16 protein-coding genes are annotated in these 15,518 nt (G+C 60.5%); 9 read left to right on the top strand and 7 right to left on the bottom strand.

The genetic code is table 11. The features are described 5' to 3' along the window. Window positions 1-24: 24 nt before the first annotated feature. From citG to citC, 6 genes are read right to left on the bottom strand one after another with little or no spacing between them, the layout of a single operon-like run. On the bottom strand, window positions 25-936 hold the full coding sequence (citG, locus tag L1P05_RS01130; RefSeq protein ID WP_012847100.1) for a triphosphoribosyl-dephospho-CoA synthase CitG: 912 nt from the start codon (window positions 934-936) through the stop codon (window positions 25-27). Next, on the bottom strand, window positions 914-1,462 hold the full coding sequence (gene citX / locus L1P05_RS01135; RefSeq protein ID WP_226064226.1) for a citrate lyase holo-[acyl-carrier protein] synthase: 549 nt from the start codon (window positions 1,460-1,462) through the stop codon (window positions 914-916). Before citX ends, citG begins: the two co-directional genes overlap by 23 nt. Before the next feature lie 6 nt (window positions 1,463-1,468). Further along, entirely contained in the window at window positions 1,469-2,989 is a 1,521-nt protein-coding gene (gene citF, locus L1P05_RS01140; RefSeq protein ID WP_012847102.1) for a citrate lyase subunit alpha, read from the bottom strand. 10 nt (window positions 2,990-2,999) lie between these two features. Next, window positions 3,000-3,896 carry a citrate (pro-3S)-lyase subunit beta gene (gene citE, locus L1P05_RS01145; RefSeq protein ID WP_012847103.1) on the bottom strand — a complete coding sequence of 299 codons (897 nt, stop codon included), beginning with the start codon at window positions 3,894-3,896 and terminating at the stop codon, window positions 3,000-3,002. Next, a complete protein-coding gene (citD, locus tag L1P05_RS01150; RefSeq protein ID WP_012847104.1) occupies window positions 3,893-4,192 on the bottom strand; it encodes a citrate lyase acyl carrier protein in 300 nt (99 codons plus the stop codon). Before citD ends, citE begins: the two co-directional genes overlap by 4 nt. After that, entirely contained in the window at window positions 4,189-5,265 is a 1,077-nt protein-coding gene (gene citC, locus L1P05_RS01155; protein WP_012847105.1) for a [citrate (pro-3S)-lyase] ligase, read from the bottom strand. Before citC ends, citD begins: the two co-directional genes overlap by 4 nt. A 387-nt stretch (window positions 5,266-5,652) precedes the next feature. On the opposite strand from citC, the gene dpiB reads away from it, so the two are divergent. The 4 genes from dpiB to dinF all read left to right on the top strand — a co-directional run bounded on the left by dpiB (window position 5,653) and on the right by dinF (window position 10,191). Continuing rightward, window positions 5,653-7,296, top strand: a complete 1,644-nt coding sequence (dpiB, locus tag L1P05_RS01160) for a sensor histidine kinase DpiB (RefSeq protein ID WP_012847106.1) — start codon at window positions 5,653-5,655, stop codon at window positions 7,294-7,296. Further along, the gene (gene dpiA / locus L1P05_RS01165; RefSeq protein ID WP_012847107.1) at window positions 7,289-7,975 is read left to right on the top strand and encodes a two-component response regulator DpiA; all 687 of its coding nucleotides are present in this window, start codon (window positions 7,289-7,291) and stop codon (window positions 7,973-7,975) included. Before dpiB ends, dpiA begins: the two co-directional genes overlap by 8 nt. A 120-nt stretch (window positions 7,976-8,095) precedes the next feature. Beyond that, the gene (lexA, locus tag L1P05_RS01170) at window positions 8,096-8,704 is read left to right on the top strand and encodes a transcriptional repressor LexA (RefSeq protein WP_012847108.1); all 609 of its coding nucleotides are present in this window, start codon (window positions 8,096-8,098) and stop codon (window positions 8,702-8,704) included. A 155-nt stretch (window positions 8,705-8,859) separates the two neighbouring features. After that, window positions 8,860-10,191 (top strand): MATE family efflux transporter DinF, encoded by a 1,332-nt coding sequence (dinF, locus tag L1P05_RS01175; protein ID WP_012847109.1) that lies wholly within the window; start codon window positions 8,860-8,862, stop codon window positions 10,189-10,191. Between the two features lie 16 nt (window positions 10,192-10,207). On the opposite strand, the gene zur is transcribed toward dinF, so the two are convergent. Continuing rightward, entirely contained in the window at window positions 10,208-10,681 is a 474-nt protein-coding gene (gene zur / locus L1P05_RS01180; protein ID WP_012847110.1) for a zinc uptake transcriptional repressor Zur, read from the bottom strand. 441 nt (window positions 10,682-11,122) lie between these two features. Between zur and L1P05_RS01185 the strand changes: the two genes are divergently transcribed. The 5 genes from L1P05_RS01185 (at window position 11,123) to dnaB (ending at window position 15,412) form a co-directional block, all read left to right on the top strand. Then, complete coding sequence (locus L1P05_RS01185; protein ID WP_012847111.1) at window positions 11,123-11,794, top strand: hypothetical protein; 672 nt, start codon at window positions 11,123-11,125, stop codon at window positions 11,792-11,794. A gap of 138 nt (window positions 11,795-11,932) precedes the next feature. After that, window positions 11,933-12,970, top strand: coding sequence for a tRNA dihydrouridine(20/20a) synthase DusA (gene dusA / locus L1P05_RS01190; RefSeq protein WP_045474796.1), 1,038 nt, complete (start codon window positions 11,933-11,935; stop codon window positions 12,968-12,970). Window positions 12,971-13,133: 163 nt separating this feature from the next. After that, entirely contained in the window at window positions 13,134-13,346 is a 213-nt protein-coding gene (pspG, locus tag L1P05_RS01195; protein ID WP_012847113.1) for an envelope stress response protein PspG, read from the top strand. An 88-nt stretch (window positions 13,347-13,434) separates the two neighbouring features. Next, window positions 13,435-13,818, top strand: coding sequence for a NirD/YgiW/YdeI family stress tolerance protein (locus tag L1P05_RS01200; RefSeq protein ID WP_012847114.1), 384 nt, complete (start codon window positions 13,435-13,437; stop codon window positions 13,816-13,818). Between the two features lie 181 nt (window positions 13,819-13,999). Continuing rightward, the gene (gene dnaB / locus L1P05_RS01205) at window positions 14,000-15,412 is read left to right on the top strand and encodes a replicative DNA helicase (protein WP_012847115.1); all 1,413 of its coding nucleotides are present in this window, start codon (window positions 14,000-14,002) and stop codon (window positions 15,410-15,412) included. The last annotated feature ends 106 nt before the right edge of the window (window positions 15,413-15,518 follow it).

Genomic DNA, 15,518 nt, shown 5'->3' on the forward strand with positions numbered 1-15,518 from the left:
ATGACTCCGGTAAGGATGATATTTTTAATGTTCAGCTTGCAAAATCGGGTAACAGAGGTGAGCCAGAAACCAGGTGAGGATCAGCAGATCCGCGCTGCCGCCCGGGCTCAGGTGACGGTCAATACACTCGGCGTCAAAGCGGTGTAGCGCCTGCAGATCGGCCGGGGTGCGGATGCCGCCGGTTGCCAGTAGCGCGGCGGCGCGCTGCTGCATCCAGCGCAGCCCGCCCTCGCCGCCGCGCGCCGCGACATTGGTATCCTGGTTATGCGCCATCAGCTGCACCAGGGTATCGAGCAGCGCCAGCTCCGGATCGCGTCCGGCGGCCAGCGTCCGCTGGTAATGGGGAAGCGCCAGATTCAGCACCAGGGGGTAGCCGGCCTCCGCCTCGCCGCGGGCGCCGGTAATGCCCAGCGTCATAAACAGACGCTGTCCGGCCGTGGACGCCTGCGCCGGGCGCAGGGGAGCCAGCTCGCGCGCGACCAGCCCGCGGCAAAACTGAGCCGCATAGCCGCACAGCCGCGCGGGGGTAATGGGGTGGCCGCGCTGGTGGCTGCGCCCGGCGGCGGCGCACAGCAGGCCGAGAGAAAAGATGCTGCCCTTATGGGTATTGACGCCGGCGGTCGCGCGAAACATGTCCGCCTCGCAGGCGATGCCGAGCGCGCGCAGGCCGGGCAATACGCTGCCGCCGTCCAGCGCGGCGCTGTCGGCGCCGTATTCGACAAAGCGAGCCAGCCAGGGGGCGATGGCATCGGCGCTACGCACAAAGTCGCTGTGGGCCATGTCGCGGTGGGCGCCGCTGTTGTGGCGATCGACCAGCCCTGGCTTGGGCGTCAGATTGACCTCGGCCAGCATGGCGCGCCAGCCCAGCGTGGCATAGTGGCGACAGGCCTGGCTCAGGGAAAGGCGATGCGGACTATACGTTGTCGGGTGTTGCATCGTGAACCAGTGCCTCCATATGGGCGAGAAGTTGGGCCACGTCGTGGCGGCGCTCGCGGGCGCACAGCACGGCGGGGCGTTGGCAAATCAGGCAGCGGCGGGCCGGCAGCTGATAATCGCTGCGCGACAGGATCTGTCCGTCGCTGGCCAAGACATCCATATCCCAGAGCCGACCCAGGGGGTGGGCCTGCTCCAGTGCGATGGCCGCCCGTTTGACCTGCTCGGCCGGCGCATCGATGGCCATCAGCCCTTCCGGGCCGGTGGCTAACTCCAGTGAACGCTGCTCCCGCAGGGGCCATTCCTGACGCTGTGCTAGCTGGTTCAGCGCCGCGATGCCCGCATTGAAGATGCGGCGCGTCAGCGGGCTATCCTTGACCGGGCCGGGGGCGACCACGGTAAAGGAGATCAGCGTACAGGTATGGCGGGTCAGCCATGCCGCCTGCCGGGACTGCCTGCATTCACGGCTGAGGAGCAGTTCCGGTAGGGTGACGGTATGGCTGGCCGCCAAATGGGGGAGCAGGGTCATCATCGCTTATTCCTTGACCTGGCGAACCACGTCAATAACGCTGCCATCGCGGTAGCGCACCACGGCCACAACCTTGTCGGTAAAGGCGATCGGCTTCGGCTCGCCGGTTAGGGAGAGCGCGCGATCGCGCAGCCACTCGATGCTGACCAACGGCAGGCCGGCGTCGCGCAGACGCTGCGCCAGCTCCGGGCGCGCCGGGTTGACGGCGATGCCGTGGTCGGTGACCAGGATGTCGATACTGGAGCCGGGGGTGACGCAGGTCAGCACGCTATCGACGATGGTCGGTATGCGTCCGCGCACCAGCGGCGCCACGATGATGGAGAGCGCGGAGCCGATGGCGGTGTCGCAGTGGCCGCCGGAGGCACCGCGCAGAACGCCGTCGGAGCCGGTCAGGACGTTAACGTTGAAGTGAGTGTCCACTTCCAGCGCGCTCAGCACCACCACGTCAAGACGGTCGACCGATGCGCCTTTGGAGCTCCAGTTGGCGTATTGGTTGGCGCTGATTTCGATGTGGTTCGGGTTGCGTGCCAGGGAGCCCGCGGCGGCGCGGTCGAAGCTCTGCACATCGAGCAGCTTACGGATGTATCCCTTCTCGTGCAGATCGACGATGGTGGAGGTAATGCCGCCCAGGGCAAAGTCGGCGCGAATATCGGCGCGACGCATCTTGTCTTCCAAGAAGCGGGTCACGGCCAGTGAGGCGCCGCCGGTGCCGGTCTGCAGCGAGAAGCCCTCGTTAAAGTAACCGGAGTGAGCGATTACTTCTGCTGCGCTGCGGGCGATCAGCAGCTCACGCGGGTTAGAGGTCATGCGGGTGGCATCAGCGCCGATCTTGCTGGCGTCGCCGACGTGATCGATCTGGACGATCAGATCGACCTGGTCTTGCGTCAGGCTGGCCGGGTTGTGCGGGTAAGGCAGAATCTCCTCGGTCAGCAGGACGACGCTGTTGGCCGCTTCGGCATCGGCGCGGGCGTAGCCCAGCGACCCGCAGCAGGCGTTGCCGGTATAGCCGTTGGCGTTACCGAAGGCGTCGCAGGCCGGCACCCCGAGAAAGGCGACGTCGATGCTCAGCTCGCCGCTGTCGATCAGGTGCACTCGGCCACCGTGGGAGTGGATCTGCACCGGTTCGTCGAGCAGGCCGTGGGAGACGGCGTCAGCCAGCGGGCCGCGCAGGCCAGAGGTGTAGATCTTGCGTACCACGCCATTGCGAATATGGCCGACCAGCGGCGCATGGCAGTCGCTCAGGGAGCTGGAGGCCAGGGTCAGATCTTTGAAGCCCATGGCGGCGATGGCGTCCATCACCTGATTCAGGGTCAGATCGCCGCCGCGGAAGGCGTGGTGGAAGGAGATGGTCATGCCGTCGCGCAGGCCGCTGCGACGGATGGCCTCTTCCAGAGAGGTGCACAGCTTGCGATCGCGCGCGCGACCGTCGTGGTACTGCGCCTTGCTGACGTCGTTGAAGGCCGGCAGCGCGCCGTCCCGTTGGCTAAAGGCGGCTACGCGGGCGTTTCGTTGGGTATCTTGTGTCATCTTTATCGCCTTATTCTTCACGGATGCCGGACAGGGCCGCGCGGGAAAGTACCAGACGCGCGCGCTCGATCACCGGGCTGTCAACCATCTTGCCGTTCAGGGAAACCACGCCGCGTCCTTCGCGGGCGGAGGCTTCGGCGGCGTCGACCACCAGACGGGCGTGATCGACCTCTTTCTGCGTCGGCGCGTACAGGTTGTGCAGCAGCTCGATCTGACGCGGGTTGATCAGCGATTTACCGTCAAAGCCCAGCTGTTTGATATGGGACGCTTCGCGCAGGAAGCCCTCATCGTTGTTGGCATCGGAGTAGACGGTGTCAAAGGCCTGGATGCCGGCGGAGCGGGCCGCCTGCAGGATGCTGCAGCGGGCGAACAGCAGTTCGATGCCCTCTGCCGAGCGCTCCGTGCGCAGATTGCGCACATAGTCTTCGGCGCCGAGCGCAATCCCGATCAGGCGCGGGGAGGCGTGGGCGATGGCCACGGCCTGGGTGATCCCCTGGGCTGACTCGATGGCGGCCAGCAGGCCGGTGCTGCCCACCTCGCGTCCGCAGGCACGTTCGATGCGGGCGATTTCGTTTTCGATAGCGATGACGTCGTCGGCCGAGTCGGTTTTCGGCAGGCGCACGACGTCAACGCCGGCGCGCACGACGGCCTCGAGATCGGCGACGCCGTACGCGGAGTCCAGGGCATTCACGCGCACGATGGTTTCGATATCGTGGTACAGAGGATGCTGCAGCGCGTGGTAGACCAGACGGCGGGCGGCGTCTTTTTCACGCAGCACCACGGAGTCCTCCAGGTCAAACATCAGCGCATCGGCTTTATAGATAAAGGCGTTGCTCAGCATGGCGGCGTTGGAGCCGGGAACAAACAGCATGCTGCGACGGGTGCGGGTTTTCTGTTGCGGTGTCATGCGCGATCCTCCCAAGGCAGGCTGACCAGATCGGCGGCGCGCGCCAGCAGGGTTTCCAGACGTGCGCGCAGGACACAGTCGAGCGCGCCTTTATCGTCAACGATCAGCTGTACGCCGCGAACCTGGTAGCGGTTGAGGACGTCCAGCACGGTGGCGCGGATGGCGTCGCCAAACTGTTTTTCGACGCTGCTGCTAATTTGCAGATCGAGAGCCTGGTCGTCTTCAATGGGCGCGATGCGCACCATCACGTCGCTCGACTCTAGGGTGCCGGCGACGGCTGCGTGGTTTATTTTCATTTGTCACCTGTAACTAAGACGGATTCCTGGGGCCGGCGCTCCGCACCCGCCGGCATCGATGCGATCAGCCGGGCCAGATAGGCCCGCGTCGCGTCGGGTACCAGTGGGGTGATTGCCGGAAGATCTTTGCGTACCAGCAGCTTGCGTACCCAAGAGGCTGAAATGGGGGTGTTGTGATAGGTCAGCCTGGCCACTTCAACCAGATGGATCGGCGGAGAGGGCAGCGCCGGAGTTTCCAGCCAGTAACGCATATCCTGATTGTATTTGGCGGTGACCGGGCAGAAGGGCTCCGTCCCGACGAAGCGGTGGGTAATGCCCAGTGCCGGCGCCAGATACTGCCGGAATATCTTGATATCGATTTCGGTGTAGCAGTTGTCGGCTACCCCCTGCTCTTTAATGAAATAGCAGGGGAAGGTGGCGCGGGAGATGATGTATTCAGAGCCCGGGTGCAGCGTGATATTGGCGATATCACTAACGCCGGAGCGTACCAGCGCCAGCCGATCTTCATAAGGAAAGCGTGAGGTATCCTCACGGACTAAAAACAGGTGTAGCCAGTCGCATTGACTGGCGGCCTGTCGGACGAGGTAACGGTGTCCGTTGGTGAACGGGTTAGCGTTCATCACGATGGCACCGATTTTTTTCCCTGGGTGGCGCAGCGTCGCTAATGTTTCGGCATAGCGTTGAAGACGTACTTTACTGTTTTCCATCAGAACCATAATCCCGGGAACCCGGGTAATGGTAGAGAAACCGCACTGGTGGAACATCTCTTCGTTTTCTTCTTTTGTATAGATGAAAAGATTATTCCGTCCTAATTCATAGGCCAGGTTGACCAATTCGGTGGCCAGCGTCAGGGCTAATCCTTCGCCGCGGGCGGTGGCGCTGATGGCGACACACTTTATGATATCGCCGGCGATACCGCCGCAGGCGATGATTTTGTTATCCCGCTGTGCGCAAATAAATATTTCTACTGATGTATCAATGTTGAGGCCATTTTCACGCAGAAAATGAGTGATGTCGGCAATCCTTTTTTGCTCAGAGCGCTTAATCTGGGTGAAAACAGTATTGCTGAACATAAGGATTCCTGCTCTGCGTCGCGATGGTTACGTTAAATAAATGTATCTTTTATCAACTCAATAACTTTTCATTTTCAATCAAAGGTAATAAAACTTTTCTGCCTATTTTTATTCCCCTTGGCTGTTGTTAAATTAATCCTAAATAGGAATCGGGTGGGAATTTTTGACCTGATTCACAAACGGAAAGCAGTTTTAAATCGCCTTAATAGTTTTTATCTTCGTAATTTAAAATAAAGATTTTTATAGACTGGTTTTTATTTGCTTAATTAGTTTAATAGCGATAATCTGCAAAAGTAGAAAAGCATTATGGCCAGAGTGTCAGGAAACAAAACGATTACATTTGAGTCGTTCAAAGGTAAGCGAAACGTATTAAAAGGTGAGGTAACGATGGTAAGAATGCCGAATAACAGTGCGGTGAATTTCTTTCGCCGTATGGCGTTCCCCCTGCGTATTTTTTTACTGTTACTGCTGGTTTCCTGCTGCCTGTTTGCCGCGCTGGGGAAGTACCTGTCAGCCAGCTTTGAAGACTACATGATGAGGCAGGTGCGTGATATGGCGATGAACCAGGCCAAGATCATCGCATCGATGGACAGCATCGTGGATGGGGTGAAGGATCGCGATACCCACCGTCTAGCGTTGATTGCCGATCGTCTGGGAACCGGGACTGACTTTGACTATGTGGTCATCGGCGATCGGAACGCTATTCGTCTGTATCACCCCAATCCGGCTAAAATCGGCCACAAGATGCAGTTCAATAAGCCGGGCGCCATTGAAAAGGGCGAGAGCTACTTTATCTCAGGCAAAGGCTCTCTGGGCCAGGCGCTGCGCGCGAAAACGCCCATTTTCGATCATCAGGGGCAGGTGATCGGGGTCGTTTCCCTGGGCTATCTGGTCAGCAAGATCGATAGCTGGCGCCTGGACTTTCTGCTGCCCATGGCCGGGGTCTTCGTGTGCGTGCTGCTGCTGCTGATGCTGCTCTCCTGGCTATTTGCCGCGCATATCCGACGACAGATGATGGGGATGGAGCCGCGCCAGATAGCCCGGGTGGTGCGTCAGATGGAGGCCCTGTTCGGCGCGGTCTTTGAGGGCCTGATTGCGGTCGATCCTGACGGACAGATCACGGCAATAAATCGCAATGCTCGCAAAATGCTGGGGCTAAGCGCGCCGGGTCGCCAGTGGCTGGGGCAGCCGATAAGCCAGGTGGTTTCGCCGTCGGGCTTTTTCACCGATCGCATCAATGAAGATCGGCGCGATGCCATTCTCACCTTTAACGGGCTGAGCGTGATAGCCAACCGGGCGACCATCCGCTCCGACGACGGCGATACGCTGCTCGGCGCGATTATCAGCTTCCGTAGCAAGGATGATATCAATACGCTTAACGCCCAGCTGACCCAGATCCGTCAGTATGTCGACAGCCTGCGCACCGTGCGCCATGAGCACCTCAACTGGATGTCGACGCTAAGCGGGCTGCTGCAGATGAAGGAGTACGATCGGGCGCTGGAGATGGTGCGCGGTGCATCGCAGGCGCAGCAGCAGCTGATCGACCGTCTGCGCGATGCGTTCAGCGACAAGGTGGTCGCCGGGCTGCTGTTTGGTAAAGTGCATCGGGCGCGCGAGCTGGGGCTGACGCTGACCATCGTCGACGGCAGCCAGCTGCATGCGCTGCCGGCGGGGCTGGACAGCACGGAGTTTGCGGCGGTATTGGGCAATCTATTGGATAATGCCTTCGATGCCAGTTTGAAGAACCCACAGGGGGGCGGCTGCGTGGAGGTCTATCTGTCGGATGAGGGCAGCGAGGTCATCATTGAAGTGGCCGATCAGGGCTGCGGCGTCCCGGATACCCTGAAAGACAAAATTTTTGAGCAGGGCGTGAGCACCAAGGCGGAAGAGCCGGGGGAGCACGGCATTGGCCTGTACCTTATTGCCCGCTATGTCGGGCGTTGCGGAGGCACCATTACGCTGGAGGACAACCAGCCCTATGGCACTCTATTTTCTGTTTTTATCCCGAAGGTGAAGAGTGAACATGAATAAAATCAATATATTAATCGTCGAGGATGAAACGCCGCTGGCTGAGATGCACGCGGAGTTTATCCGCAATCATCCCTGCTGCGGCCAGCTGTGGCTGGCCGGCAATCTGGCTCAGGCCCGGGCGATGATTAAAAGTTTTCACCCGGATTTGGTGCTGTTGGATAACTATTTACCGGATGGCGTCGGGGTGCATCTGCTGCATGAGCTGACCCAGCAGCGCTATCCGGGCGGGGTGGTGCTGACCACCGCCGCCAGCGACATGGACACCGTCTCCGAGGCGGTACGCAGCGGCGCCTTCGACTACCTGATCAAACCCATCGCCTACGAGCGCCTGGGGCAGACGCTGGAGCGCTATCAGCAGCGCAACAGCATGCTCAGCGGGCATCAGAATGCTAGCCAGCGTCAGATAGACAGCATGTATAACGCCTATGCGCGCGGCGACAGCAAAGAGGATCTGCCGGTCGGCATCGATGCCCTGACGCTGGAGAAGGTGCAGGGGTTGTTTGTGGACGATACGGTACGCCATACCGCCGAAAGCGTGGCGCAGAGCCTGATGCTGAGCCGTACGACGGCGCGGCGCTACCTGGAGTTCTGTGCGGCGCGTCAGCAGATTGTGGCGGAAATCGTCTATGGCAAGGTGGGCCGTCCGCAGCGTATTTACCGAGCGCAGGGGAAAAGCTGAGCGCCGTCTGGCGGCGGCGGAAAGCACGCCGGGGCCGGCGTTTTGTGTATTTCGCGGTTTTAAATTATCCGCTACCTGTATATACTCACAGCAAAACTGTATAAACGAACAGGGGGCGGAATGAAAGCACTTACGGCCAGGCAGCAGCAGGTCTACGATCTGATTCGCGATCATATCGAACAAACCGGCATGCCGCCGACGCGTGCCGAGATTGCCCAGCGCCTCGGTTTCCGTTCACCCAACGCCGCCGAGGAGCACCTGAAGGCGCTGCAGCGCAAAGGGGTGATCGAGATTGTCTCCGGCGCGTCGCGCGGTATCCGCCTGCTGATGGAAGATGAGACGGGGCTGCCGCTGATTGGCCAGGTGGCCGCCGGCGAGCCGCTGTTGGCGCAGCAGCATATCGAAGGATTTTACCAGGTCGACCCGTCGCTGTTTAAGCCCAGCGCCGACTTCCTGCTGCGGGTCAACGGCATGTCGATGCGCGATATCGGTATCCTGGACGGCGACCTGCTGGCGGTGCACAAGACCCAGGATGTCCGCAACGGTCAGGTGGTCGTCGCGCGCATTGAGGATGAGGTGACCGTTAAGCGCCTTAAAAAACAAGGGAATATGGTGCAGCTGCTGCCGGAAAATAGCGACTTCCAGCCTATCGTCGTCGATCTGCGCGAGCAGAACTTCACCATTGAGGGGCTGGCCGTCGGCGTGATCCGCAACGGCGACTGGATCTAGGCTGTACCCCGCCCCGGAGCGTAGCGCCTCTGCGCCTCCAGGCCAGCGCGTTACCCCGGCCCCCACCCCGCGATCCTTCGGCTCGCGGGGTCTTTTTTTTTGCGGCGTCAGCGCGCCGCGCCGGCGCGATCCGGCCCAACGATGAGAGCGATGTGATGCGAGGCTTTTTCCAGGAAGACAAGGCGCTGTGGCGCCTGGCGCTGCCGATGATTCTGTCGAATGTCTCCGTTCCCCTGCTGGGTATCGTCGACACGGCGGTGATCGGCCATTTGGACTCGCCGGTTTATCTGGGCGGCGTGGCGGTGGGCAGCATGGCCACCACCTTTTTGTTTATGCTGCTGCTATTTTTGCGCATGAGCACCACCGGGCTGTGTGCCCAGGCGTTTGGCGCCGCCGATCGCCCGGCGCTGGCGCGGGCGTTGGTGCAGCCGCTGATCATGGCCCTGCTGGCCGGGGTGGGCATCATCCTGCTGCGTCAGCCGCTGAGCGCGCTGATGCTGCAGATCGTCGGCGCCGAGGCCGCGATACAGACGCAGGCGCAGCTGTTTATGCAGATTCGCTGGCTGAGCGCGCCGGCGACCCTGGCCAACCTGGTGATTCTGGGCTGGCTGCTGGGGGTGCAGTACGCCCGGGCGCCGGTGCTGCTGCTGATCGTCGGCAACGCGGTGAATATCGCGCTGGATCTGTGGCTGGTGGTGGGACTGGGCTGGAAGGTGGCCGGTGCCGCCTGGGCGACGGTGATTGCCGACTATGTCACGCTGCTGATGGGGGTCGCGCTGCTGCTGCATGTGATGCGCCTGCGCGGGCTACGTCGGGCGCATTTCCGGCGCGCCTGGCGTGGAAACCTGCGCCGCCTGCTGGCGCTGAACCGCGATATCATGCTGCGCTCCCTGCTGCTGCAGCTGTGTTTTGCCTCGCTGACGGTGATCGGCGCGCGGATGGGGGCCGACGTCGTGGCCGTCAACGCGGTGTTGATGAATCTGCTGACCTTTACCGCCTATGCGCTGGATGGTTTTGCCTATGCCGTCGAGGCTTACTCCGGTCAGGCCTATGGCGCCCGCGACGCCTCGGCGCTGCGTCGGGTATGGCGCGCCGCCTGCCGCCAGGCGGGGGCGGTTGCACTGCTGTTTGCGCTGGCCTACGGCCTGTTTGGGCGCGATATCGTCAATCTGTTGACCTCTTTGCCGCAGGTACAGTCTCTGGCGCTCGACTACCTGCCTTGGCAGGTCGTGCTGCCGCTGCTGGGGGTGTGGTGTTACCTGTTGGACGGCATGTTTATCGGTGCGACGCGCGGGGCCGATATGCGTAACAGCATGGCGGTAGCGGCCCTGGGATACGGTATGACGCTGCTGAGCATACCGTGGTTGGGTAATCACGGGCTGTGGCTGGCGCTGGCGGTGTTTTTGACGCTGCGCGGCCTGTCCCTGTGGCTGATCTGGCGCCGCTGCTGGCGCGCGCAGCGCTGGTTCCCCGCCGGGGCGGCGTAGTCCGCCGCCGATGGCGTTAGCGGGCCGACGTTTCGCCGTCGGGCGCCTGGGCACAGGCGTGACACAGGCCATGGGCCTCGATGACGCTGTGCTGCAGGGTAAAACCGGCCTGCTGTGCCAGCGTTTCCAGCTGCTGCTGCAGGAGGTCGGCCGAACGCTCATGAACCTGGCCGCAGCGGTGGCAGATAAACAGGGCTGAGGTGTGACACGGCTCATCGAGATGGTGGCACATCACATAGCTGTTGGTTGATTCGACCTTGTGGATAAAACCCTGCTCCAGCAGGAAATCCAGCGCCCGATAGATGGTCGGGGGCTTAGCCTGGGGCTCGGATACCCGTAGCAAATCCAGCAGATCGTAGGCGCTGATGGCGCCCTGCTGAGCGGCCATCAGGCGCAGCACCTCCATCCTCTGGGGCGTCAGGCGGACATTGCGCTGCCGACAGATCTGTTCTGCCTGGGCCAGCAGTCGCTGCAAAGTGGGGGTGGTCATGGTCGCGGTTCCCTGCCAATAGTGTGACGCCATTTTACCACAGTTAGCGCGATGCCCCGAAGCGCCTCGCGGCCGCTTCGGCGTCGGTCCGTTGTTTAAACCTTGTTATTTTATCATCTGAAATACATATCGACGGCAGACGCTGACGTACGGAGCGGGTAATTTAGCCCTGCGCTGCTCACCGTTGGCAATGGATCAGGCTGTGACGCGAACGCGCCCATTCGATAATTACATTATTCGTATATCTCTAAGCGAGATAATAAAAATAACTAATATTTAAAAGTAATAATGATTCACCGGTCCGTAGAAATAAAAATATAAACAACAAAAATATATAATGCCGCGCTTTTATAAAAATAACTTTTATATCAACGCCGTCGTAGGGACGCTGCGTAAAACTGAGCGCGCGCGATATCGGTCTCAGGGAAGGGTAAAGTAGACATGGATCTTATTTTAGCGATCGAACACTGGCCGCTGCGTCAGGCGATAGTGGCGCTGTACCGGCGGCAGTTCACCATTATTTCGCTGCCGGACGCGGTTCCGTTTTCCCCCCGCATACTCAGTGCGCTGCAGCGGACCGGCAGTCTGCTGGTGACGGATCGGCAGCGTAATCATTTGCTGCAGACCGTGGAGAGGGTGCGCCGTCATAGCCTGACGCCGGTGATCATCATTAATCGGCGGGAGAGCTATCTGACTCAGCTGATTGCCCGTTTTTTTAATAACGCCCACGCGCTGAGCTACGATGGGTTTTACCGCCATATTCAGCGGCGGACGTTTCATCCGCTGGATCTCTATTTTCTGCCCTATTCGCGCGGCGCGCCGGACGCCTGCTGGGGCGCCGGCGAGACGGTGCACGCCCGGCTAAATGCCTTTGGCCTGATGACGCTCTACCAGCGCGGGGTCACCCTGCGCGAAGCCGCGGTGCTGCTCAGCCTCTCTTACCATAACAGTACGGCCATGACCGCTCGCCTGCTGGGGATCCATGAGCAGGCGGTGGTGTACTGCAAGCGAACGCTGGGAAATAAGCTGGGGCTGGACCATAACCGGCCCGACTTTATCAGCCACATTTTCCTCTCGCCGGGCGCGCGGCAGGGGGCGCGTGCGACGGAGTAGGGCGTAGCGCGGGGGAAGGGCCCGATGTGCGCTTTTTGCGCGCAGGGCAGGTATGCTAGAATCGCCGCCCCGTGCGCTACCCGGCGCGACGGTGGGTAAATGAGGCACATCTATCATATGGGATACGGCGAACAAGCAATGACTCAGGCAGCACATATTGAACAAGCGACGGGCGCCCGCGGGCGGGATCAGGCGGGTGTATTCCCCTCACAGCGGTTCTCCATCGCCCCGATGCTGGATTGGACCGATCGCCATTGCCGCTATTTTCACCGATTGCTGAGCCGTCAAACCCTGCTGTATACCGAAATGGTGACCACCGGCGCGATTATCCACGGTAAGGGTGACTATCTGGCCTACAGCGAAGAGGAGCACCCGCTGGCGCTGCAGCTGGGCGGCAGCAACCCGGCCGATCTGGCCCGCTGCGCCCACCTTGCCGAAGCGCGCGGCTACGATGAGATCAACCTGAACGTAGGCTGTCCGTCGGATCGGGTGCAAAACGGCCGCTTTGGCGCCTGCCTGATGGGCGAGGCGCAGCTGGTGGCCGACTGCGTGAAGGCGATGCGCGATGTCGTTTCGATCCCGGTGACCGTAAAGACCCGCATCGGGATCGATGCGCAGGATAGCTACCCGTTTCTGTGCGATTTTATCGGCACCGTGGCCGGTCAGGGGGAGTGCGATACCTTTATCGTCCACGCCCGCAAGGCGTGGCTGTCGGGGCTGAGTCCCAAGGAGAATCGCGAGGTGCCGCCGCTGGACTATCCGCGGGTGTATCGCCTCAAGCAGGATTTTCCGCAGTTCACCATCGCCCTTAACGGCGGCGTAAAGCGTCTGGATGAGGCGCTGACGCACCTGCAGCACGTCGACGGGGTGATGATGGGGCGCGAGGCCTACCATAATCCGGGCATCCTGGCCCAGGTCGATCGTCAGCTGTTCGATGCCGACGCGGCGGTGCCGGACAGCGTGGCGGTGGTGCGGGCGCTCTATCCCTATATCGAGCGAGAGCTGGCGCAGGGGACCTACCTGGGCCATATCACGCGTCATATTCTGGGGCTCTTTCAGGGGATCCCCGGCGCGCGCCAGTGGCGCCGTCACCTGAGCGAGAACGCCCATCGCCCGGGCGCCGGTATCGACGTCGTGGAGCAGGCGCTGCGCTTCGTGGATCGCCGCGCTGAGTAATTTGACCAACAGTTGGTGATTTTCATCACAATCGATACCCCTCTGCCAGCGCGATGTCGCTGGCATTTTTATTGAATCAATGGGTTAACGCTGTTTTAAACATTGGCATGGATTTTGGATATTCTCGGAGAGACCGTCGTCGTGACGGAATGGAGAGAAGTCGATGCTGGAAGTGATGTTTGTCCTGGCTTTTTTTATGATGCTGCTGCTGACCGGCATATCGCTGTTGGGGGTGATTGCCGCGCTGGCCGTCGCGGCGCTGTTGCTGGTATTTGGCGGGCTGTTTGTCCTGGTCATCAAGCTGCTGCCGTGGCTGGCCTTGGCGATCGTGGTGGTCTGGCTGTACCGCGCGCTGCGAAAACCTGCGTCTTATTAACCACATTTCCTCATGATTTAATTAATAATTTCTTAAGATCTTATTGTAAAAATAGCGGCTCAATACCACGGAGAGTAAGGAGCCATATATGTATAAAAAAGGTGCTGTATTATTGGTCTTATTATTGAGCGTGCATGCTTATGCTGGATTCAACGGGAGCGCCGCAGGCTATGGCTCCGGGGGATTCTCTGGGCCGGCGGCGGGGGCCGTGAGCACCGCAGAGATTAATGGGTATACGTGGATGCAGGACGATAAGCCGGTCGTGTTAGAGGGGAAGATCGTCCGTAGCCTAGGCGGAGAGCATTACGTATTCAGCGATGCGAAGGGTGAAACCATGGTTGAAATTGATAACGATGAGTGGCGGGGGATTCAGGTCACGCCGCAAAATCGCCTGCGTTTGTATGGAACGGTGGATAAGGAGATGGCCGAACAGAGCAGCGTCGATGTCGATCGGATCGAGATCCTGCGCTAAGCCTTTGGAGCCATGGTCACACGGGCTCCCGTTTTAATTTTATCGCCCCATATGCCATATGGGGTGGTATATCCCCCCCTGTTCCTCCCGATGAACGCCTATGACTTATCCATGCGCCGGGCGTCGGCATTGGTTATACTGTCGCGCGTCACAGGCTCACAACAGGTAAAGCATTTCCACTATGGCAGGAAACAATCCCGGCAGTAAATCCCGCGAGGCACCCCGCGATCGCCAGATGGAGGGGCTTAAGCTGCCCCCGCACTCTCTGGAGGCTGAACAGTCCGTTCTCGGCGGCCTGATGCTGGATAACGAACGCTGGGATCATGTGGCCGAGCGGGTGGTCTCCAATGACTTTTACAGTCGCCCCCATCGCCTGATCTTCGGCGAGATGCAGCGCCTGCTGGAGCAGGGGCGCCCAATCGATCTGATCACCCTGTCGGAGTCGCTGGAGCAGCAGGGACACCTGGATAGCGTCGGCGGCTTCGCCTATCTGGCCGAGCTGTCCAAGAATACCCCCAGCGCCGCCAACATCAACGCCTATGCCGATATCGTACGCGAGCGCGCGGTGGTGCGGGAGATGATCGCCGTTGCCAATGAGATCGCCGACGCCGGCTACGATCCGCAGGGGCGCAGCAGCGAAGATCTGCTGGATCTGGCCGAGTCTCGGGTGTTTCAGATCGCGGAAAACCGCGCCAGTAAGGATGAGGGACCGAAGAGCATCGACCGCATCTTGGAAGATACGGTGTCGCGTATTGAGCAGCTGTACCAGCGTCCTCACGACGGGGTGACGGGGGTATCGACCGGCTACCAGGATCTGGACAAAAAGACCGCCGGGCTGCAGAAGTCTGATTTAATCATCGTGGCGGCGCGTCCGTCGATGGGTAAGACCACCTTCGCGATGAACCTGTGTGAAAACGCGGCGATGACGCAGGAAAAGCCGGTGCTGATCTTCAGCCTGGAGATGCCCGGCGAACAGATCATGATGCGTATGCTGGCGTCGCTCTCCCGCGTCGATCAGACCCGTATCCGTACCGGGCAGCTGGACGATGAGGACTGGGCGCGGATCTCCAGCACCATGGGGCTGCTGCTAGAGAAGCGCAATATGTATATTGACGACTCCTCTGGCCTGACCCCGACGGAGGTGCGTTCGCGCGCGCGGCGCATCTTCCGCGAACATGACGGCTTAAGCCTGATCATGATCGACTACCTGCAGCTGATGCGAGTGCCGTCGCTGTCGGATAACCGTACGCTGGAGATCGCTGAGATCTCCCGCTCGCTCAAGGCGTTGGCCAAAGAGCTGCAGGTGCCGGTGGTGGCCCTGTCGCAGCTGAACCGTTCATTGGAGCAGCGCGCCGATAAGCGCCCGGTCAACTCCGACCTGCGCGAGTCCGGCTCTATCGAACAGGACGCCGACCTGATCATGTTCATCTATCGCGATGAGGTCTATCACGAAAACAGCGATCTGAAGGGCATTGCCGAGATCATCCTTGGCAAGCAGCGTAACGGCCCTATCGGGACGGTGCGTCTGACCTTTAACGGTCAGTGGTCGCGTTTTGATAACTACGCGGGCCCGGCCTATAACGATGAAGACTAAGCGCCCGATGCGCGCGGCGCCACGGGACGCATGCGCCCAAGGCGGATCGCACGCTCGGCCCGTGGGACAATTTCATGAGCCGGGCGCCGTGCGCCCGACCCGATAT

This window comes from Edwardsiella piscicida (genome assembly GCF_021733145.1).
In the GTDB taxonomy this organism is placed as follows: domain Bacteria; phylum Pseudomonadota; class Gammaproteobacteria; order Enterobacterales; family Enterobacteriaceae; genus Edwardsiella; species Edwardsiella piscicida.